At 64.0% G+C, this 17,772-nt stretch carries 14 protein-coding genes; 9 read left to right on the forward strand and 5 right to left on the reverse strand.

Annotated features, from left to right (window positions below):
* Nucleotides 1-399: 399 nt before the first annotated feature.
* The 7 genes from I5R65_RS21175 to I5R65_RS21205 all read left to right on the forward strand — a co-directional run bounded on the left by I5R65_RS21175 (nt 400) and on the right by I5R65_RS21205 (nt 8,220).
* Nucleotides 400-1,752 (forward strand): GntP family permease, encoded by a 1,353-nt coding sequence (locus I5R65_RS21175; RefSeq protein WP_180670771.1) that lies wholly within the window; start codon nt 400-402, stop codon nt 1,750-1,752.
* An 84-nt stretch (nt 1,753-1,836) separates the two neighbouring features.
* Nucleotides 1,837-3,390, forward strand: coding sequence for a gluconokinase (gene gntK, locus I5R65_RS21180; protein ID WP_180670772.1), 1,554 nt, complete (start codon nt 1,837-1,839; stop codon nt 3,388-3,390).
* A 70-nt stretch (nt 3,391-3,460) separates the two neighbouring features.
* Nucleotides 3,461-4,255: an SDR family NAD(P)-dependent oxidoreductase gene (locus I5R65_RS21185; protein ID WP_180670773.1), complete on the forward strand. Its 795-nt coding sequence runs from the start codon at nt 3,461-3,463 to the stop codon at nt 4,253-4,255.
* Nucleotides 4,256-4,282: 27 nt separating this feature from the next.
* Nucleotides 4,283-5,320 carry an L-idonate 5-dehydrogenase gene (locus I5R65_RS21190; protein WP_180670774.1) on the forward strand — a complete coding sequence of 346 codons (1,038 nt, stop codon included), beginning with the start codon at nt 4,283-4,285 and terminating at the stop codon, nt 5,318-5,320.
* A 205-nt stretch (nt 5,321-5,525) separates the two neighbouring features.
* Entirely contained in the window at nt 5,526-7,082 is a 1,557-nt protein-coding gene (locus I5R65_RS21195) for a methyl-accepting chemotaxis protein (RefSeq protein ID WP_180670856.1), read from the forward strand.
* Between the two features lie 304 nt (nt 7,083-7,386).
* Nucleotides 7,387-7,710: a hypothetical protein gene (locus tag I5R65_RS21200; RefSeq protein ID WP_180670775.1), complete on the forward strand. Its 324-nt coding sequence runs from the start codon at nt 7,387-7,389 to the stop codon at nt 7,708-7,710.
* A gap of 18 nt (nt 7,711-7,728) precedes the next feature.
* Nucleotides 7,729-8,220 (forward strand): hypothetical protein, encoded by a 492-nt coding sequence (locus I5R65_RS21205; protein WP_180670776.1) that lies wholly within the window; start codon nt 7,729-7,731, stop codon nt 8,218-8,220.
* Nucleotides 8,221-8,358: 138 nt separating this feature from the next.
* Here I5R65_RS21205 and tal read toward each other — a convergent pair whose 3' ends face one another.
* The 4 genes from tal to pgi all read right to left on the reverse strand — a co-directional run bounded on the left by tal (nt 8,359) and on the right by pgi (nt 13,499).
* Nucleotides 8,359-9,294, reverse strand: a complete 936-nt coding sequence (tal, locus tag I5R65_RS21210; RefSeq protein ID WP_180670777.1) for a transaldolase — start codon at nt 9,292-9,294, stop codon at nt 8,359-8,361.
* A gap of 120 nt (nt 9,295-9,414) precedes the next feature.
* Nucleotides 9,415-10,269 carry an SIS domain-containing protein gene (locus I5R65_RS21215; RefSeq protein ID WP_034310514.1) on the reverse strand — a complete coding sequence of 285 codons (855 nt, stop codon included), beginning with the start codon at nt 10,267-10,269 and terminating at the stop codon, nt 9,415-9,417.
* A gap of 38 nt (nt 10,270-10,307) precedes the next feature.
* Nucleotides 10,308-11,774 carry a glucose-6-phosphate dehydrogenase gene (gene zwf / locus I5R65_RS21220; protein WP_180670778.1) on the reverse strand — a complete coding sequence of 489 codons (1,467 nt, stop codon included), beginning with the start codon at nt 11,772-11,774 and terminating at the stop codon, nt 10,308-10,310.
* A 51-nt stretch (nt 11,775-11,825) separates the two neighbouring features.
* Nucleotides 11,826-13,499, reverse strand: a complete 1,674-nt coding sequence (pgi, locus tag I5R65_RS21225; protein WP_180670779.1) for a glucose-6-phosphate isomerase — start codon at nt 13,497-13,499, stop codon at nt 11,826-11,828.
* Between the two features lie 376 nt (nt 13,500-13,875).
* Between pgi and edd the strand changes: the two genes are divergently transcribed.
* Nucleotides 13,876-15,747 (forward strand): phosphogluconate dehydratase, encoded by a 1,872-nt coding sequence (edd, locus tag I5R65_RS21230; RefSeq protein WP_180670780.1) that lies wholly within the window; start codon nt 13,876-13,878, stop codon nt 15,745-15,747.
* Nucleotides 15,744-16,373 carry a bifunctional 4-hydroxy-2-oxoglutarate aldolase/2-dehydro-3-deoxy-phosphogluconate aldolase gene (locus tag I5R65_RS21235; RefSeq protein WP_180670781.1) on the forward strand — a complete coding sequence of 210 codons (630 nt, stop codon included), beginning with the start codon at nt 15,744-15,746 and terminating at the stop codon, nt 16,371-16,373. Before edd ends, I5R65_RS21235 begins: the two co-directional genes overlap by 4 nt.
* A gap of 70 nt (nt 16,374-16,443) precedes the next feature.
* Here the strand turns inward: I5R65_RS21235 and I5R65_RS21240 are convergent, their stop codons facing one another.
* On the reverse strand, nt 16,444-17,706 hold the full coding sequence (locus I5R65_RS21240) for an MFS transporter (RefSeq protein ID WP_180670782.1): 1,263 nt from the start codon (nt 17,704-17,706) through the stop codon (nt 16,444-16,446).
* Nucleotides 17,707-17,772 lie beyond the last annotated feature (66 nt).

Below are 17,772 nucleotides of genomic sequence, written 5' to 3' on the forward strand. Positions count from 1 at the left end.
CAGGTAGGCCACATGATACCTGCTTGAGGCCGGCTCTTGGCCCCCGGGAAGTACCTCGCCCTATTTCCGTAACACAATTTTTGGGCCTGCACAGTCACCTGCAGGCAGCTGTCTACCGCACTGCAGCACAACAAGTGTTTGACCCGTGCAAAATGTTAGCGTTATCATCGCGCCCCATGTTAACGCTAACATCCGAACCTCCGGGCACACGGCGGCGGGGTCAGCGGCGGCATACCACACTCAGGTCAATCAGATAACACTACGCAGATAGTGCAGATGTTCGCGCCTCCCGCCAGGGCAGGCCGCAGGAGACGTCCGTCCTCAGGCTCGCGCCGGGGCCACGCTGCTGCGGCTCTTTCGCGGGCCGCACGGCATCGGCTATCGGCAATCGGAGATCCCATGCTGGGAATGAGCCACGACGCCACCTTGCTGTTCAATGCAGTCATTGCGATCCTCGCGCTGATCCTGATGATCACGCGCTTGCGCATCCATCCTTTCATCGCCCTGACGATCACCTCGGGTTTCCTCGGTCTGATCTCGGGCATGCCGCTGCCCAAGATCGTCAAGTCCTTCCAGGACGGCTTCGGCGGCGTGCTGGGCTTCGTCGGCATCGTGCTGGGCCTGGGCACCATGCTGGGCAAGCTGATGGCCGAGTCCGGCGGTGCCGACCAGATCTCGCAGACGCTGGTGCGTGCCTTCGGTCGTGAGCGCGTGCACTGGGCCATGATGATGGGGGCCTTCCTGGTCGGTATTCCCCTGTTCTTCGAAATCGGCTTCGTGCTGCTGATCCCGCTGGTGTTCATCGTGGCGCGTCGCTCGGGCGTGCCGTTGTTCAAGATCGGCATGCCCATGCTGGCCAGCCTGTCGGTGATGCACGGCCTGGTGCCGCCGCACCCGGGGCCGCTGCTGGCCATCGGCATCTTCGGCGCCGACATCGGCAAGACCATCTTCTACGGCCTGCTGGTGGGCCTGCCGACGGTCATCATCGCCGGTCCCATGTTCGGTTCCTTCATCTCGCGCTACGTCGACATCAAGCCCTCGGAAGAGCTGATGGCGCAACTGGCGCGCGAGCCGCAGACCAAAAACCTGCCAGGCTTCACCGTCACCCTGGTGACCGTGCTCTCGCCGGTGTTCCTGATGCTGCTGAAGACCTTCGTCGATGTCACCCTGCCCGAAGGCCACGCCGTGCGCGACCTGATGGACTTCATCGGCAACCCCATCGTGGCCCTGCTGGCCGCGCTGCTGCTGGCGATCTGGACCTTTGGCCTGGCCCGTGGCTTCACCCGCCAACAGGTGTTGAAGTTCGTTGACCAGAGCCTGGCACCGACCGCGGCCATCGTGCTGATCATCGGTGCCGGCGGCGGCTTCAAGCAGATGCTGGTCAATTCCGGCGTGGGGACTGCCATCGGTCAGTTGGCTGTCCATGCGGAAATCTCGCCGCTGTTGCTGGCCTGGTTCGTGGCCGGCGTGATCCGCGTGGCGACCGGTTCGGCCACGGTGGCCACCATCACCGGCGCCGGCATCGTGGCGCCGCTGGTGGCACTGATCCCCGGTACCAACAAGGAACTGCTGGTGCTGGCCACCGGCGCCGGTTCGCTGATCCTGTCGCACGTCAACGATGCCGGCTTCTGGCTGGTGAAGGAATACTTCAACATGAGCGTGGGTGAAACCTTCAAGACCTGGACGGTCATGGAAACACTGATCTCGGTTGTTGCTATCATCTTCATCATGTTGCTGAACCTCGTCGTCTAATCGTCGTTTGATCGTTATTTAATAATCGCGATGCAACGCCCGGCTGGTCCGGGCGTCTTGCCATTTGTCAGATAAGGAATTTCCATGTCCAACTCCGCCCGCTACATGCTCGGTGTCGATATCGGCACCACCAGCACCAAGTCCGTCGTCTTCACGCTCGATGGCAAGGTGGTCGCACAGCATGCGCAGGAATACCCGGTGATCTGTACCGAGCCGGGGATGGCGGAGCAGGACCCGCAGCAGATCGTCGACGCCGCGCTGGCCTCGATTGCCGGTGCCGTCAAGGCAGCGGCTGCGGCACCGCAGGATATCGCGGTGCTGTCCTTCAGCGCGGCTATGCACAGCGTCATTGCGCTGGATGCGGAGGACCGCCTGCTGTCCAACAGCATCACCTGGGGTGATATCCGCGCCTCGGTCTGGGCCGAGCGCATCAAGCACGAACACGATGGCAACGCCATCTATCGCCGCACTGGTACGCCCATCCACCCGATGTCGCCGCTGTGCAAGCTGATGTGGATGCGCCATGAAAAGCCGGAAGTCTTCAGCAAGGCGGCGCGCTTTGTCGGCATCAAGGAATACCTGCTGTACCAGCTGTTCGGCCAGTGGGTGGCAGACCACTCCATCGCCTCGGCCACCGGCATGTTCAACCTGCGCGAGCTGGCCTGGGATCGCGGTGCGCTGGAACTGCTGGGCGTCCAGCCCGAGCAACTGCCCACGCCGGTGCCGACCACCCACCGCCTGCCACCGCTGTCGCCCGAGATGGCGCAGCGCCTGGGGCTGTCGGTGGATACCCCCTTCATCATCGGCGCCAACGACGGCGTGCTCTCCAACCTGGGCGTGAACGCCATCGAGATCGGCCACGTGGCGGTGACCATCGGCACCTCCGGCGCGATGCGCACGGTGATCGATGAGCCCCTGACCGACCCGCATGGCCGCCTGTTCTGCTATGCCCTGACCGAGAAGCACTGGGTGGTGGGCGGTCCGGTCAACAACGGTGGCAACATCTTCCGCTGGGTGCGCGATGAACTGGCGACCGCCGAGGCAGCCGCGGCCCGCGATGAAGGCGTCGATCCCTACGAAGCCCTGACCCGCATCGCCGAGAAGGTGCGCCCCGGTGCCGAAGGGCTGCTGTTCCATCCCTTCATGGCTGGCGAGCGTGCGCCGTTGTGGAATGCCGACCTGCGCGGTTCCTTCTTCGGCCTGGCCCTGCACCATGGCAAGCACCACATGATCCGCGCCGCGCTGGAAGGGGTGATCTTCAATCTCTACAGCATCCTGCCGGCCCTGGAAGAACTGGTCGGCCCGACCAGGCGCATGATGGCCACCGGCGGCTTTGCCCGCTCGGCGCTGTGGCGCCAGATGATGGCCGACATCTTCAACCGCGAGGTGGTGGTGCCGGAGAGCGTGGAATCGTCCTGCCTGGGCGCGGCCGTGCTGGGCGCCTGGGCGCTGGGGCTGGTGCCGTCGCTGTCGGTGATTTCCGGCATGGTCGGCTCCACCAACCATCACGCGCCGCATGCCGACGCGGTGGCGGTCTATAGCCGCCTGCAACCCATCTTTGCGGCCATTCCGGCCAAGCTGGAAGCGGAGTATCACGCCATCGCCGCCTTCCAGCGCGAGACCGGAAAGTCGCACTGAACGCTGCTTCGGCGCAGGCCGGCCTGAGCAGTTTCGATCTGCCACCTCCCAACAAGAAGAGAGAGACTACATGACCACCAAGACCACCTCCCTGCCGGCAGGCCTGCAGGGCTTTTCCCTCGAAGGCAGGCTGGCCCTGATCACCGGTTCGTCCGGCGGCATCGGCCTGGCACTGGCGCGCGGCATGGCGCAAGCGGGCGCGGCCATCGTGCTCAACGGTCGCGATGCCGCCAAGCTGGCCGGCGTGGCGGCGCAATTGCGTGCCGAAGGCCACGTCATCCATGAATCCAGCTTCGACGCCACCTCTTCCGACGAGGTCAAGGCCGCCGTGCAGAAGATCGAAGGCGAGATCGGCGCCATCGATATCCTGGTCAACAACGCCGGCATCCAGCGTCGCAACCCGCTGGAAGAGTTCAAGGAATCGGACTGGCACGACCTCATCAACACCAACCTCAACAGCGTCTTCTACGCCGCCCAGGCAGTGGCGCGCCACATGATCCCGCGTGGCGCCGGCAAGATCATCAACATCTGCTCGGTGCAGAGCGAACTGGGTCGTCCCGGCATCGCCCCCTATACCGCCACCAAGGGCGCAGTGAAGATGTTCACCAAGGGCATGGCGATCGACTGGGGCAAGTACGGCATCCAGGTCAATGGCCTGGGCCCCGGTTATTTCAAGACCGAGATGAACATGGCCCTGGTCAACGATGCCAAGTTCACCGACTGGCTGGTGGGCCGCACGCCCTCGCGCCGCTGGGGCGATGTCGAAGACCTGGTGGGCGCGGCCGTGTTTTTGGCCAGCGATGCCTCGCGTTTCGTGAACGGCCACATCCTCTACGTGGATGGCGGTGTCACCGCGACCCTGTAATTCATTGATGTCATTCAGGAGAAGATCATGCAACAAGGCCTCGTCATCCATGCGCCGCACGACCTGCGCATCCAGCAACTCGACAGCGGCGAACTGCAGCCGCAACAACTGAAGGTCAAGGTCAAGGCCGGCGGCATCTGCGGCTCCGACCTGCATTACTACCACCACGGCGGGTTCGGCGTGGTCCGCATCAAGGAACCGATGGTGCTGGGCCATGAAGTCTCGGGCCAGATCGCCGAAGTCGGCAGCGCCGTCACCGACATCGCGCCCGGTACCCGCATCGCCATCTCGCCCAGCCGCCCCTGCGGGCTGTGCAAATACTGCCAGGAAGGCAAGCAGAACCACTGCCTGGACATGCGCTTCTACGGCAGCGCCATGCGCACTCCGCACGTGCAGGGCGCCTTCCGCCAGGAAATCGTCATCGAGCGTTCGCAGGCCCACGTCGTGGCCGACCACGTCAGCGACGGCGAGGCCGCCATGGCCGAACCGCTGTCGGTGGCATTGCATGCGGTGCGCCGCGCCGGCCCGCTGGTGGGCAAGCGCGTGCTGGTGACCGGCTGCGGCCCCATTGGTGCCCTGATGGTGATTGCCGCCCGTCGCGCCGGCGCGCTGGAAGTGGTGGTCACCGATGTGGCGAAGATGCCGCTGGAAGCCGCGCTGAAGGTGGGTGCCGACCGTGCCATCAACATGGCAGAGACACCAGAGGCGCTGAAGGCCTACGCCGCCGACAAGGGGACCTTTGACGTGCTCTTCGAAGCCAGCGGCAACGAACGCGCGCTGGTGGGCGCACTGGAGGCACTGCGTCCGCAGGCCGTGATCGTGCAGGTGGGACTGGGCGGGGACATCCAGTTCCCGGCCAACCTGCTGGTGGGCAAGGAACTGGACTGGCGCGGTGCCTTCCGCTTCCATGAAGAGTTCGCCATGGCCGTCGAGCTGATGAACCGTCGCCTGGTGGACGTCAAGCCGCTGATCTCTGCCACCTATCCCATCGCCCAGGCGGTGGAGGCCTTCGAGATCGCCGGCGACCGTTCGAAGATGATGAAGGTGCAGATCAGTTTCGACTGATCCAGCCAGGGACGATGTCCATGCCGGCCTCCGGAACAGACATCGTCCCGATCTCCGCCTGCCTGACCCCCTTGCTTTCTGGTCCGATCATCTATGCCAGATTGACAATATCTTGTGCGCGCTATAAGTTTTGCCCCCATGGGATGGCAGGGACGAATGCCCGTCCCGCCAGACAAGTACGGCAAACCTCTGGGGGGAGGACATGATGGCCAGACCTTATGCGCTGACGGTGGGACAGCGCCTGTTTCTGTTGATCGTGCTGGCCATGCTGGGCTTGGCCGCTACCGCCGCCGTCAGCCTGCGCCAGATCGAGAACGTCTACCACGCCGCCAACTACGCCCAGGTCAATACGGTACCCAGCGTCACAGCGCTGGATGATGCGCAAGGCGCCTTCAACGCCATCCAGGGCCGGGTCTATCACTATCAGGCCAACCAGGACCCCAACGACCGGCGCCGCCTCCTGCAGGAAATCGAGGTCTACCGCCAGCGCCTGGACAAGCAGATGAAGCTCTATCGCGCGGCCTATGTCACCGATGAAACGGACCAGGCCATGCTGGAAGATGACCTGCAGCGCTTGACCGCTTTCGAAGACGTGGCACGGCGCCTGCTGGCGCTGGCCGATCAGGCGCAGGAAGAGCATGACAAGGTCATCGTGGGACTGGAGTTTCGCGGCACCATCGACGCCGTGCAGGCCGCCTTTGCCCACCATCGGTCCTACAACATCGCCCTGGGCGAAGCCAGTGCCCTGTCGGCACGCGAGATCATCGAACATGCGCTGCGGACCGTGCTCCTGATGGCGGGTGGGGTCCTGCTGATCATGCTGGGCGCGGGCTGGGCCATCACCCACACCCTCACGCGCCAGCTTGGTGGCGAACCGGGTGACGTGGTCACGGTCATGCAACGCCTGTCCGATGGCGACCTGGTGCAGCAGATCGCTCTGAAACCGTGCCATGGGCAGAGCATGATGAATTCCGTCAAGAACATGATCGAACGCCTGTGCCAGGTGGTCTCCGAAGTCACCGCCAGTGCCGAAGCCATGGTCAGCACTGCCGAGGAGGTCAGCGCCACGGCGCAGTCGCTCTCCCGCGCCTCGACCGAACAGGCCACCGGCGTGGAACAGACCAGCATGGCACTGGAGCAGATCCACGGGGCTATCCTCAGTACCTCGGACAACGCACGGCAGACCGAGCAGATCGCCGCAGGCGCCGCCAGCCAGGCGCTCCAGTGTGCACAGACACTCAGGCAGATGGTGAAGGCAATCCACCAGATCGCCGGCAAGATCGCGGTGATCGACGACATCGCCTACCAGACCAACCTCTTGGCGCTCAATGCCACCATCGAGGCGGCCCATGCGGGCGAGCACGGCACCGGCTTTGCCGTGGTGGCGGCCGAGGTCCGGCGGCTGGCCGAACGCAGCCAGTCGGCTGCGCAGGAAATCGATGAAGTGGCCCGCGCCAACGTGAGCCTGGCGGGCACCGCCGAACAGCAGCTGCAGCACATGCTGCCGGCTATTGGACGCACTTCGGAACTGGTCCAGGAAATCGTGCAGGCGTCGGAAAAACAATCCGCCGCAGTCAGCCAGATCAGTGTCGCCGCCAGCCAGCTGGCCCAGGTGATCCAGCAGAACTCCTTGAGCGCCGAGGAGCTTGCAGTGACCTCGGAGGAACTGAACCGGCGTGCCATGGTGCTGCAGACCACGATGAGCTTTTTCCAGTGCCGAGTCGGCGGGCGTGGCCATACTGTGGACGCGGCAGCGGTCTGAAGCACGCGTGCAATACCGACGGCCAGGTCATTTGGGCAGGTTACCGGAAATAAAACAGCACATTGATTTCTCGCAGGGTTGTAAGATTGCCTATAGACAATCTTCGCTTCCGAAACTAATATTCTGACTCCAGACATCGGGGGAGTCTGTTTTTTCCGTCTCGTCGCCGGCCAGACTGCGCGCGAGTTTCAGCGAAGAAACGATTTTCGTCTGCCTTTTCCGCGTTCTCCAATTTCTAATGCTCCGTTTTACGGGGCAGGGGATCGCTTTAACTTTTTTCGACGAAGATAATATGCAAACAAAGTTGAAACATATCGCCCTGGCGGCCGTGATCGTGCTCAATGGCTGCGCCACGCAGCCCGGAGGTTCCAAGTCTTCTGCCGCAGCGCCCACGCCTGCGGCTTCTGTCACGCCGGCGGTGCCGGTCGCTGCAGCCAAGCCGGCGGTCGATGCCGTCGCTGCTGCTCCCGCGCCTGCACCGACGGCCGCGGCCGCCGGGAGCGCCCAGAACATCAAGGTTGGCGTGGCCTATACCACCAAGTTCACCAATGGTTCGTACTTGAAGGAGGTCCCCGAGGAGCTCTTCATCGTGCGTCCCAAGAACACCCAGAACAATGTCGCGGCCTAGGTGGCGCTGAACATCTTCATGTTCGCTCTCGGCGGCGGCATGGCGCTCAACACCTTCGACAAGGGCGACCTGAAGGGAGACAAACTGGACGACGTGAAGGATCGCAAGCACGTGCGCAATCCGGTCTCCACTGACTACGTTGGCAAGCTCAGCAAGGAAATCAATGCCGCCCTGCAGGCACGGACTGAACTCAAGCCGGGCGCCTACAAGAACAGTGTCATGGTGGCCGGTGGCAGCGCCACCCTGATCTACGAATCGCTCACCGGCGATGAGGCCAACCTGTACAAGATGAATACCGAGCTGACCATCTATAAGCGCAAAGAAGATGCTGGCATGTTCACCATCAGCCCGTTCGTAGAAGTGTCCTGCAATCGCGTGTCGGAGAAGGCGTTGCCGCTGGAAGACTGGGCCAAGGATGATTACGTGATGGTCCAGCAGTGGGTCGATGAAACCCTGGACCAGTGCAGCAAGAAGGTAGTGGGTGCCTTGCCCGATCTGCTGGCGAGCTAAGGGGCATCGGTTGCGCCGGGGGCAGGCTCTTCAAGCCTGATCTGCCGCCAACGACAAAGGCCGCATCGTGCGAACGATGCGGCCTTTGTACTTGTTGATCCGGACCCGGGGCGGGTGCACCACGTCCGGAACGCAGCATCAGCGCAAACCGTCCACGATCTGCTCCAGCTTGACGGCGTCGGCGGCGAACTGGCGGATACCTTCGGCCAGCTTTTCGGTGGCCATGGCGTCGGCGTTGAGGGCCAGGCGGAAAGCCTTTTCATCCAGGGAAATGCGCTCGATGTCGGCCGCATCGGCGGCTTCCTTGCTCAGCTTGCGTTCCACCGGGGCATCGCTGTCGGCCAGCTTCTGCAGCAGGTCCGGGCTGATGGTGAGCAGGTCGCAGCCCGCCAGTTCGACGATCTGCGAGGTATTGCGGAAGCTCGCGCCCATCACTTCGGTGGCGTAGCCGAACTTGCGGTAGTAGTTGTAGACCGCCTTGACCGATTGCACGCCGGGATCGTCGCTGCCGGTATATTCCTGGCCGGTGGATTTCTTGTACCAGTCGTAGATGCGGCCGACGAAGGGGGAGATCAGCTGCACGCGGGCTTCCGCGCAGGCGATGGCCTGGGGCAGCGAGAACAGCAGGGTCAGGTTGCAGCGGATGCCGTCCTTTTCCAGGATCTCGGCGGCACGGATGCCTTCCCAGGTGGAGGCGATCTTGATGAGCACGCGCTCGCGGGCGATGCCGGCTTCTTCGTACAGGCGGATCAGCTCGCGGCCCTTGGCGACGGTGCCTGCGGTATCGAAGGACAGGCGGGCATCGGTCTCGGTGGAGACGCGACCCGGAATCAGCTTCAGGATCTCCAGACCGAAGGCGATCAGCAGGCGGTCGATGATGGCATCGGTGCTCTTGCCGGCGTGGGCCTTGACCACCGACTCCAGCAGCGGCTTGTACTCGGCCTTTTGCACTGCCTTGAGGATCAGCGAGGGGTTGGTGGTCGCATCCTGCGGCGCGAAGGCCTTCATGGCCTGGAAGTCGCCGGTATCGGCCACGATGGTGGTGTACTGCTTCAACTGTTCAAGCTGGCTCATGGAAAGTCCTGTTGCTAGGGTGAAGAATGAGGATAGGCATTGTACGCAATGGCCGTTCCCTGTCTGTCGGTGAATGCCGCTAAATTGCTGATCCTTGATCTGCCGTCGTACTCAGCGCACTCAGCGGAAGAAGGAGTCGAATTGCATGTCGAATTTCTGCAGCGACTTCTGCGCGTTCTGCATCTTCTTGCGGAATTCCGGGCCGCGTCGCAGCGCCAGTCCCACCGCCAGGATATCGATCACCACCAGGTGCGCCAGGCGTGCCGAGATGGGGGTGTAGGGGTCGATGTTGAAGGACAGGTCGATCGGCACCAGCACCGTGGCCAGTTCGGCCAGTGGCGTGCCGGAGGGGCCGAGCACGATGATGTCGGCACCGCCCTTGCGCGCCAGCTGGATCGAACGCAGCAGGGCTGCGTTGCCACCGCGCTGCGAGATCGCCACCACACAGTCGCCGGCTTTCAGCAGCGAGGCCGCGATGCTGTGGATGTGCGGGTCGGAGTAGGCCACCGTGGGCACGCCCGAGCGGAAGAACTTGTGCTGCGCGTCGTTGGCCACGATGCCCGAGGTGCCCTGGCCGTAGAACTCGATCTTGTTGGCCCGTGCCAGTACGTCCAGTGCCAGCTGGATGGCATCCGGGTTGAGATGGTTGCGCAGGTCCAGCAGGGTATTGATGGAACGGCTGCAGATCTTGTTGACGAGGTCGGCGGCCAGGTCGTCCTGGGCCAGCGTTTCATCCGCGCCCGGCAGGGCCAGCGCCAGGCTCTGGGCGAGCTTGAGCTTGAAGTCATGCCAGCCCTCGTAACCGATGGCGCGGCAGAAACGGATCACGGTCGGTTCCGAGACCTCCGCATTCTTGGCCAGTGCCGTCAGGTTTTCGGCCAAGGCCAGTTGCGGGTTGGCCAGGATGGTCGCAGCCACCTTCTTCTCCGACTTGGAGAGGGAGTTGATGTGGGTGCGGATGGAGTCGAGCAGCATGGACATGACGGTGACCTGGCGACGCTAGCGGGCTCTGGTCAGACCTCGGGCAGGGCTTCTTCGCGCCACTGCAGTCCGTCGCGACCGATCAGGGCACTTGCCGCAGCGGGCCCCCAGGTACCGGCGTTGTACGGCACCGGGTCGGCCTCCTGCTGGTCCCAGTAATCGATGATGGGCTCCACCCATTCCCAGGCGGCTTCCAGTTCGTCGCTGCGCATGAAGAGCGTGAGATGACCGCGCAGCACGTCCAGCAGCAGGCGTTCGTAGGCGTCCATGCGCGGGGTCTTGAACTTCTCGCGGAAGTCCAGTTCCAGCTCCACCGGGCGCAGGCGCATGCCGTCGCCAGGCTGCTTGGCCATCAGGTTCATGTGCAGGCCTTCGTCAGGCTGCAGGCGGATCACCAGGCAGTTCGGGGTGTCGTTCTGGTGCGCGAAGATGGAGTGCGGCACGCTCTTGAAGCGCACCACGATCTCGGCCAGGGAGTCGGCCATGCGCTTGCCGGTACGCAGGTAGAAGGGCACGCCGGCCCAGCGCCAGGTGTCGATCTCGGCCTTGACCGCGACATAGGTCTCGGTGCGCGAGTCGGGATTGGCGTCGGCTTCCTTGCGATAGCCCGGCACGGCCACGCCATCGACATGGCCGGCGCGATACTGGCCGCGCACCACGTTCATGGCCAGCGTGGTGGGGGTAAAGCGCTTGAGCGAGCGCAGCACCTTGAGCTTTTCGTCGCGCACGGCGTCGGCCGAGTTCGATACCGGCGGTTCCATGGCGACGATACAGAGCAGTTGCAGCAGGTGGTTCTGCAGCATGTCGCGCAGGGCGCCGGAGGTGTCGTAGTAGTCGAAGCGGCCACCCACGCCAAGTTCTTCGGCGATGGTGATCTGCACGTCGGAAATCCATTCACGCCGCCACAGCGGTTCGAACAGCACGTTGCCGAAGCGCAGCGCCAGCAGGTTCTGCACCGCTTCCTTGCCGAGATAGTGGTCGATACGGAAGATCTGCGATTCCTGGAAGAAGCGGCCGACCTGGGCGTTGATGTCGCGGGCGCTCTTGAGGTCGCGGCCCAGCGGCTTTTCCAGCACCACGCGGGAGGTCGGCGTGACCAGTCCGGCCTTGGACAGGTTTTCGCAGATCGAGGCGAACAGGCTGGGTGGGGTGGCCAGGTAGAACACCCGCGCCAGGCCGGCGATGTCGCGCAGGGCATCCTTCAGGTGGCTGAAGCTGTCGGCTTCCTTGGCGTTGACCGAGGCGTATTGCAGGCGATTGGTGAAGCGGTCCCAGACGCTGGCATCCAGGTTGGCAGCCGGCACGTGGGGTTTGGAATCCTTCTCCACCAGCTTGAGGAAATCTTCACGCGATTTCTCGTCGCGGCCCAGGCAGATGATGCGTGCATCGGGCGGCAGATCGCGGGCGCGGTCACGGGCATACAGCGCGGGCAGCAGCTTGCGCATCGACAGGTCGCCGGTGCCGCCGAATAAAACCAGATCGAAATCAGAAGTAGCCATGGTGTGTGTCGTCTCTTTGTACGTGAAGTAGCGTAGTGGAGCGCTACGTGTTTAGTTGCCTTGCCGGCCTGCCTGGACAGCCTGACGTGCCAGGGCGATCAGGGCACTGGTGGAGGCATCGTGGCGTGCGGCCTGCGGGGCATCCCCGGCCTGGAGCTCGCCCAGGATGGTCTTGGCCAGCACCTTGCCCAGTTCCACGCCCCACTGGTCGAAGCTGTTGATGCCCCAGATCGCGCCCTGCACGAAGGTCTTGTGCTCGTACAGCGCAATCATCGCGCCCAGGGCATGCGGGCTCAGTTCCGGCAGCAGCAGGGTATTGCTGGGGCGATTGCCCTCGAAGGTTTTGTGTGGGATCAGGGCTGCGAGTTCCGCTTCCGGCAGACCTTGGGCCTGCAGATCGGCGCGCACCTCGTCGGCGTCCTTGCCGCGCATGAAGGCTTCGGACTGGGCGAAGCAGTTGGCCAGCAGCGTCTCCTGGTGCCCGGCAATGCCGTGCGAGGGCTTGAGGACGGCGATGAAGTCGATGGGCGTGATATCGCTGCCCTGGTGCAGCAGCTGGAAATAGGCGTGCTGGCCGTTGGTGCCGACGTCGCCCCAGATGGCCGGACAGGTCAGGGTCGTGACCGGCGTGCCGTCACGGGTGATGCGCTTGCCGTTGCTCTCCATGTCCAGTTGCTGCAGATAGGACGGGAAGAAGCGCAGCCATTGGTGATACGGCGCGATGCTCAGCGAGGCGCTGTCGAGGAAGTTGCGGTTCCAGATGCCCACCAGCGCCTGGATCACCGGCATGTTCGATTCCAGCGGCGCCTCGCGGAAATGGCTATCCATGTCGTGTGCGCCGGCCAGGAAGGCGGCGAAGTTGTCGTAGCCGACCAGCAGCGCCACCGGCAGACCGATGGCCGACCATACCGAGTAGCGGCCGCCCACCCAGTCCCAGAAGGGGAACATGTTCTCGGTATCGATGCCGAAGGCGGCCACCTCGGCCGCATTGGTGGAGACCGCCACGAAGTGCCGGGCCAGGTCGTCGGACTTGCCCTGCTGCAAGAACCAGGCGCGCGCCGAGCGGGCGTTGAGCATGGTCTCCTGGGTGGTGAAGGTCTTGGAGGCGACAATGAAGAGCGTGGTCTCGGGATTGACGCGGGAGAGCACCTCTTCCAGGTCATGGCCATCGACGTTGGACACGAAGTGGGTGCGCAGGCGTGCGTGCGCGTAGGCGCGCAGGGCGGTGCACACCATCTGCGGGCCGAGGAAGGAGCCACCGATGCCGATGTTGACGATGTCGGTGATCTCGCGTCCGGTGTAGCCGCGCCAGGCGCCACTGCGCACGCGCTCGCTGAATGCGCGGATGTGCTTGAGCACCGCGTGAACCTCCGGCGCCACCGGTTGTCCGTCCACTATGGCTCCGGCCGCATTTTCCGGTGCGCGCAGCGCGGTGTGCAGGACAGCGCGATGTTCGGTAAAGTTGATCTTCTCGCCAGTGAACATGGCCTCACGCAGGGCTTCCACGCCGCGCTCGCGGGCCAGGCTCATCAGCAGCGAGAGGGTATCGGCGCCGATGCGGTTCTTGGAGTAGTCCAGCAGGAGCCCGGCGGCGCGTACGTGCATGCGCTCGAAACGGTCTGGCTCCCGGGCGAACAGGTCGCGCATGTGCCACTGGACAGCCGTGGCGTGATGTTCTTGCAATGCCTTGAAGGCGGCCGTGTCGGTCAGGGCGGTTGTATGCATGAGTCGGAGATGGGTTGGCTGTCGTGGCCTGTCATGTCTGGGCTGCGGTATCCATCCATGCGCAATATGGCAGCACGCATTACAGGATGAGCCGGGCCGGGCCGCGTTCATGTTCTTGGGACAATGCGGGTGACTATACATCAAATGCCGCCGAAGTGGTAGTTTCACTACAGTTTATGACGGCCCTATTACATTGCCTGCCGGCATCCATGACGCTAGCCGGGAAGCGAAGACTGATAAGGCTTTTGAAGCGGATTGGTGTTCACCAATGAAAAGATGCACGGTTTGGCCATGCTGCAGTGCTCTAAGTGTATGATTTCATTCGCGCAAATTTATGTAGTAAAATTACAGTGTTAACGCTAACAGGAAACCGACAATGCCTCTCAACGCTACCTTAGCCAGCGTCACCCAACGCATCGCCGAACGTAGCCGTCCTTACCGGACCGCTTATCTCGAACGCCTGGAAGCGGCCCGCCGCAAGGGCGCGCAGCGCGGCGCACTGGCCTGCACCAACCTGGCTCACGGCTTCGCCGCCTTCCCCGCCAATGACAAGCTGAAGTTGAAGGAAGACAAGGCGCCCTCGCTGGCGATTGTTTCGGCCTACAACGACATGCTCTCGGCGCACCAGCCCTTCGAGCGTTTCCCCCAGATTCTGAAAGATGCCGCCCGTGAAGCCGGTGCCGTGGCGCAGTTCGCTGGCGGCACCCCGGCCATGTGCGACGGCGTCACGCAAGGCCAGACCGGCATGGAGATGTCGCTGTTCTCGCGCGACGCCATTGCCATGGCCACCGCCATCGCGCTGTCCCACAACATGTTCGACGCCGCGCTGTATCTGGGCGTGTGCGATAAGATCGTGCCGGGCCTGCTGATCGGGGCGCTCCACTTTGGCCACCTGCCGGCGGTGTTCGTGCCGGCCGGCCCCATGACCAGCGGCATGAGCAACAGTGACAAGGTCAAGATCCGCCAGCTCTACACGGCCGGCAAGATCGGTCGCGCCGAGCTGCTGGAAGCGGAGTCCAAGTCCTACCACGGCGCCGGTACCTGCACCTTCTACGGCACCGCCAACAGCAACCAGATGCTGATGGAAGCGATGGGCCTGCACCTGCCGGGCGCGGCCTTCATCACCCCCAACACCCCGCTGCGCGATGCGCTGACCGCCGCCGCCGCCAAGCAGGCCGCCAGGATCACCGACCTCGGCACCCAATACACCCCGGTGGGCCGGATGATCGACGAGAAGGCGATCGTCAACGCCATCGTCGCGCTGCACGCCACCGGCGGCTCCACCAATCACACGCTGCACCTGGTGGCCATCGCCAAGGCGGCTGGCATCGTGATCGACTGGGACGACTTCGACAAGCTCTCCGCCGTGGTCCCGCTGATCACCAGGATCTACCCCAATGGCACGGCCGACGTGAACCATTTCCATGCCGCCGGCGGCACCGGCTTCGTGCTGCGCGAGCTGATCGATGCCGGCCTGATGCACGACGACGTCACCACCATCCTCGGCCAGGGACTGCGGCAGCACTGCAAGGAGCCGATGCTGGCTGTCGAAGGCGAGAATGGTCGTCCTGGCACCGTGACCTGGCAGGATGCACCGGCCCAGAGCGCCGACGCCGGCGTGCTCGGCACCGTGGCCCAGCCGTTCGCGGTGGATGGCGGCCTCAAGCTGCTGCAGGGCAACCTGGGTCGCGCCGTCATCAAGATTTCGGCGGTCAAGCCCGAGCACCGCGTGGTGGAGGCGCCGGCAGTGGTCTTCCATTCGCAGGAAGCCTTCATGGCCGCCTTCAAGGCCGGCCAGCTGGACCGCGACTTCGTGGCCGTGATCACCTTCCAGGGACCGCGCGCCAACGGCATGCCCGAACTGCATGCGCTGACCCCGGCGCTGGGCATCCTGCAGGACAAGGGCCGCCACGTCGCGCTGGTCACCGATGGCCGCATGTCCGGCGCATCGGGTAAAGTACCGGCCGCGATCCATGTCACGCCCGAAGTGCTGGGCGGTGGTCCGCTGGGCCGCGTGCGCGACGGCGACGTCATCCGCCTGGATGCCGAGACCGGCACCCTGGAAGCCAAGGTCGATGCCGCCGAATGGGAAGCACGCAGCCTCGACACCAGCGACCTCTCCGGCAACCAGCATGGCATGGGCCGTGAATTGTTCAGCCTGTTCCGCAACGCGGTGGGAACCGCAGAAGAGGGCGGCGCCACCTTCGGCCTGCCGCCGATTTTTGAGAAAGAGAAAGCCACGGTATGAAGACCACACTGGAAATCATGCGCGCCTCGCCGGTCATCCCGGTGATCGCCATCGACAAGTTCGAACACGCCGTGCCGCTGGCACGCGCTTTGGTGGCAGGCGGCATCCGCGTGCTGGAAATCACGCTGCGCACCGAACATGGCCTGCCGGCGATCCGTGCCATCGCCGAGTCGGTGCCGGATGCCATCGTCGGCGTCGGCACGCTGACCTCGCCGGAAGAATTCGCCGCCTCGCGTGATGCAGGTGCCGTCTTCGGCGTCTCGCCCGGCCTGACCGCGGCGCTGATCGAAGCCGCCAAGCGCAGCGGCCTGCCACTGCTGCCAGGCGTGATGACCCCGTCCGAAGTGATGGCGGCGCGCGAGGCAGGCTTCCGCCAGCTGAAGCTGTTCCCGGCGGTACCGGCGGGCGGCATCGGCATGCTCAACGGCATCGCCGGTCCCTTGTCAGACGTGTCCTTCTGCCCCACTGGCGGCATCACGCAAGAGACGGCTCCGCAGTTCCTGGCCTGCAAGAACGTGGTCTGCGTGGGCGGCTCCTGGCTGACCCCCAAGGCCGCCATCGAGGCGGGCGACTGGGACAAGATCACCGAGATCGCCAAGGCGGCCAGCGCATTGAAGAAGGCCTGAGTTTTCCACAGGCTGGCCGGCAAAAAACGAATGGGCAGTACCGAATCGATCGGTACTGCCCATTTTCATGTCACCGCGATTCCGGTAGTGCGTGCGCGCAGGCAAGCGCCGCCGTCACGTTCAAGGTCATGGCCCAGAACAACAAGGCCAGCAGGCTCACTATCGCGCCCAACAGACACACGCCCTGCCAGCCGGCGTGGGCATAGGTGACGGTCGTGCCGATGGCGCCCAGTCCGCTGCCAACCGCGTAGAACAGCATGTACAGGCCGACCAGGCGGCTGTGCGCCTCAGGCCGGGTACGGAAAATCAGACTCTGGTTGGTGACGTGCAGGGCTTGCCCCGCCAGGTCGAGCAATACGATGCCGATCACCAGCATCCACAAGGACCACCCCATCAGCGACAGCGGTCCCCAGGCCAGCAGCATGAGCGCCAGCGCCGCCGCGCTGGTGCGTTGGGCATGTCCGCGATCTGCCCACTGACCGGCGCGTGCGGCGACCAGGGCGCCGACGACACCGACCAGCCCGAAGGCGCCAATGACCGTGCGCGAGAAACCGTAAGGTGCTGCGCTCAGCGGCAGCACCAGCGCACTCCAGAAGATGTTGAACACGGCAAACATCAACAGCGCCAACACGCCGCGCACCTGCAGCACCGTGTCCTGGCGCAGCAGTGTCAGCATGGAGCCGATCAGGCGTGGATAGCTCATCGTATGGTCAGCCAGTGGCAAGGCCGGCAATCGCCGCCACAGCGGAAGCGCAATCGCCAGCATCAGGATGGCGGCGCAGAAATATACGCCGCGCCAGCCGACCAGGTCGCTGACGCTGCCGGCGAATACGCGCGCCAGCAACAGACCGATGAACACGCCGCCTTGCGCCGCACCGACCACCCGTCCCTGTTCATGGGGCGCAGCCGCACTGGCGGCAAAGGCGATCAACCCCTGCGTTATCGCTGTACCCAACATGCCGACGATGAGCATGCCTGCCAGCAGGGCCGGCGCGGATCGCGTCAGGCCAACGGCGGCCAGCGCAGTCGCCAGTGCCAGCAGTTGCATCGCCATCAGGCGACGGCGTTCCACCCGGTCGCCTAACGGCACCAGTAGCAGCAGGGCCAGCGCGCAACCGATCTGCGTAGCCGTGATGACGCCACCGACCGCCGCAGGACTGATGCGGAAGTCTCGCGCCAGTGCGTCGAGCAAGGGCTGGGCGTAATAGACGTTGGCCACGCTCAGGTCGCTGGCGATGGCGAACAGCCAGACCAGGCTACTGGGCAGGCCCGCTGGTTGCGCCTGTTGTGGCTTCTCCTCCGGAGACGAGGGGGAGGTGAAAGACGACTTCATGATCTCAAGTCCATTCAATCTGGTTGCAAAATAAAACTGATTGAATGCTAGGTGATATGGTTTTAA

The sequence above is a fragment of the Herbaspirillum sp. AP02 genome (genome assembly GCF_015767275.1).
Classification (GTDB): domain Bacteria; phylum Pseudomonadota; class Gammaproteobacteria; order Burkholderiales; family Burkholderiaceae_D; genus Herbaspirillum.

Bases quoted from the DNA above. Each gene is read 5' to 3' on its own strand.
- pgi (WP_180670779.1), bottom strand. From the start codon at position 13,499: ATGCATACAACCGCCCTGACCGACACGGCCGCCTTCAAGGCATTGCAA.
- I5R65_RS21215 (WP_034310514.1), bottom strand. From the start codon at position 10,269: ATGCTGCTCGACTCCATCCGCACCCACATCAACTCCCTCTCCAAGTCG.
- zwf (WP_180670778.1), bottom strand. From the start codon at position 11,774: ATGGCTACTTCTGATTTCGATCTGGTTTTATTCGGCGGCACCGGCGAC.
- I5R65_RS21235 (WP_180670781.1), top strand. From the start codon at position 15,744: ATGAAGACCACACTGGAAATCATGCGCGCCTCGCCGGTCATCCCGGTG.
- I5R65_RS21240 (WP_180670782.1), bottom strand. From the start codon at position 17,706: ATGAAGTCGTCTTTCACCTCCCCCTCGTCTCCGGAGGAGAAGCCACAA.
- I5R65_RS21175 (WP_180670771.1), top strand. From the start codon at position 400: ATGCTGGGAATGAGCCACGACGCCACCTTGCTGTTCAATGCAGTCATT.
- edd (WP_180670780.1), top strand. From the start codon at position 13,876: ATGCCTCTCAACGCTACCTTAGCCAGCGTCACCCAACGCATCGCCGAA.
- I5R65_RS21190 (WP_180670774.1), top strand. From the start codon at position 4,283: ATGCAACAAGGCCTCGTCATCCATGCGCCGCACGACCTGCGCATCCAG.
- I5R65_RS21205 (WP_180670776.1), top strand. From the start codon at position 7,729: ATGTTCGCTCTCGGCGGCGGCATGGCGCTCAACACCTTCGACAAGGGC.
- gntK (WP_180670772.1), top strand. From the start codon at position 1,837: ATGTCCAACTCCGCCCGCTACATGCTCGGTGTCGATATCGGCACCACC.
- I5R65_RS21195 (WP_180670856.1), top strand. From the start codon at position 5,526: ATGGCCAGACCTTATGCGCTGACGGTGGGACAGCGCCTGTTTCTGTTG.
- tal (WP_180670777.1), bottom strand. From the start codon at position 9,294: ATGAGCCAGCTTGAACAGTTGAAGCAGTACACCACCATCGTGGCCGAT.
- I5R65_RS21185 (WP_180670773.1), top strand. From the start codon at position 3,461: ATGACCACCAAGACCACCTCCCTGCCGGCAGGCCTGCAGGGCTTTTCC.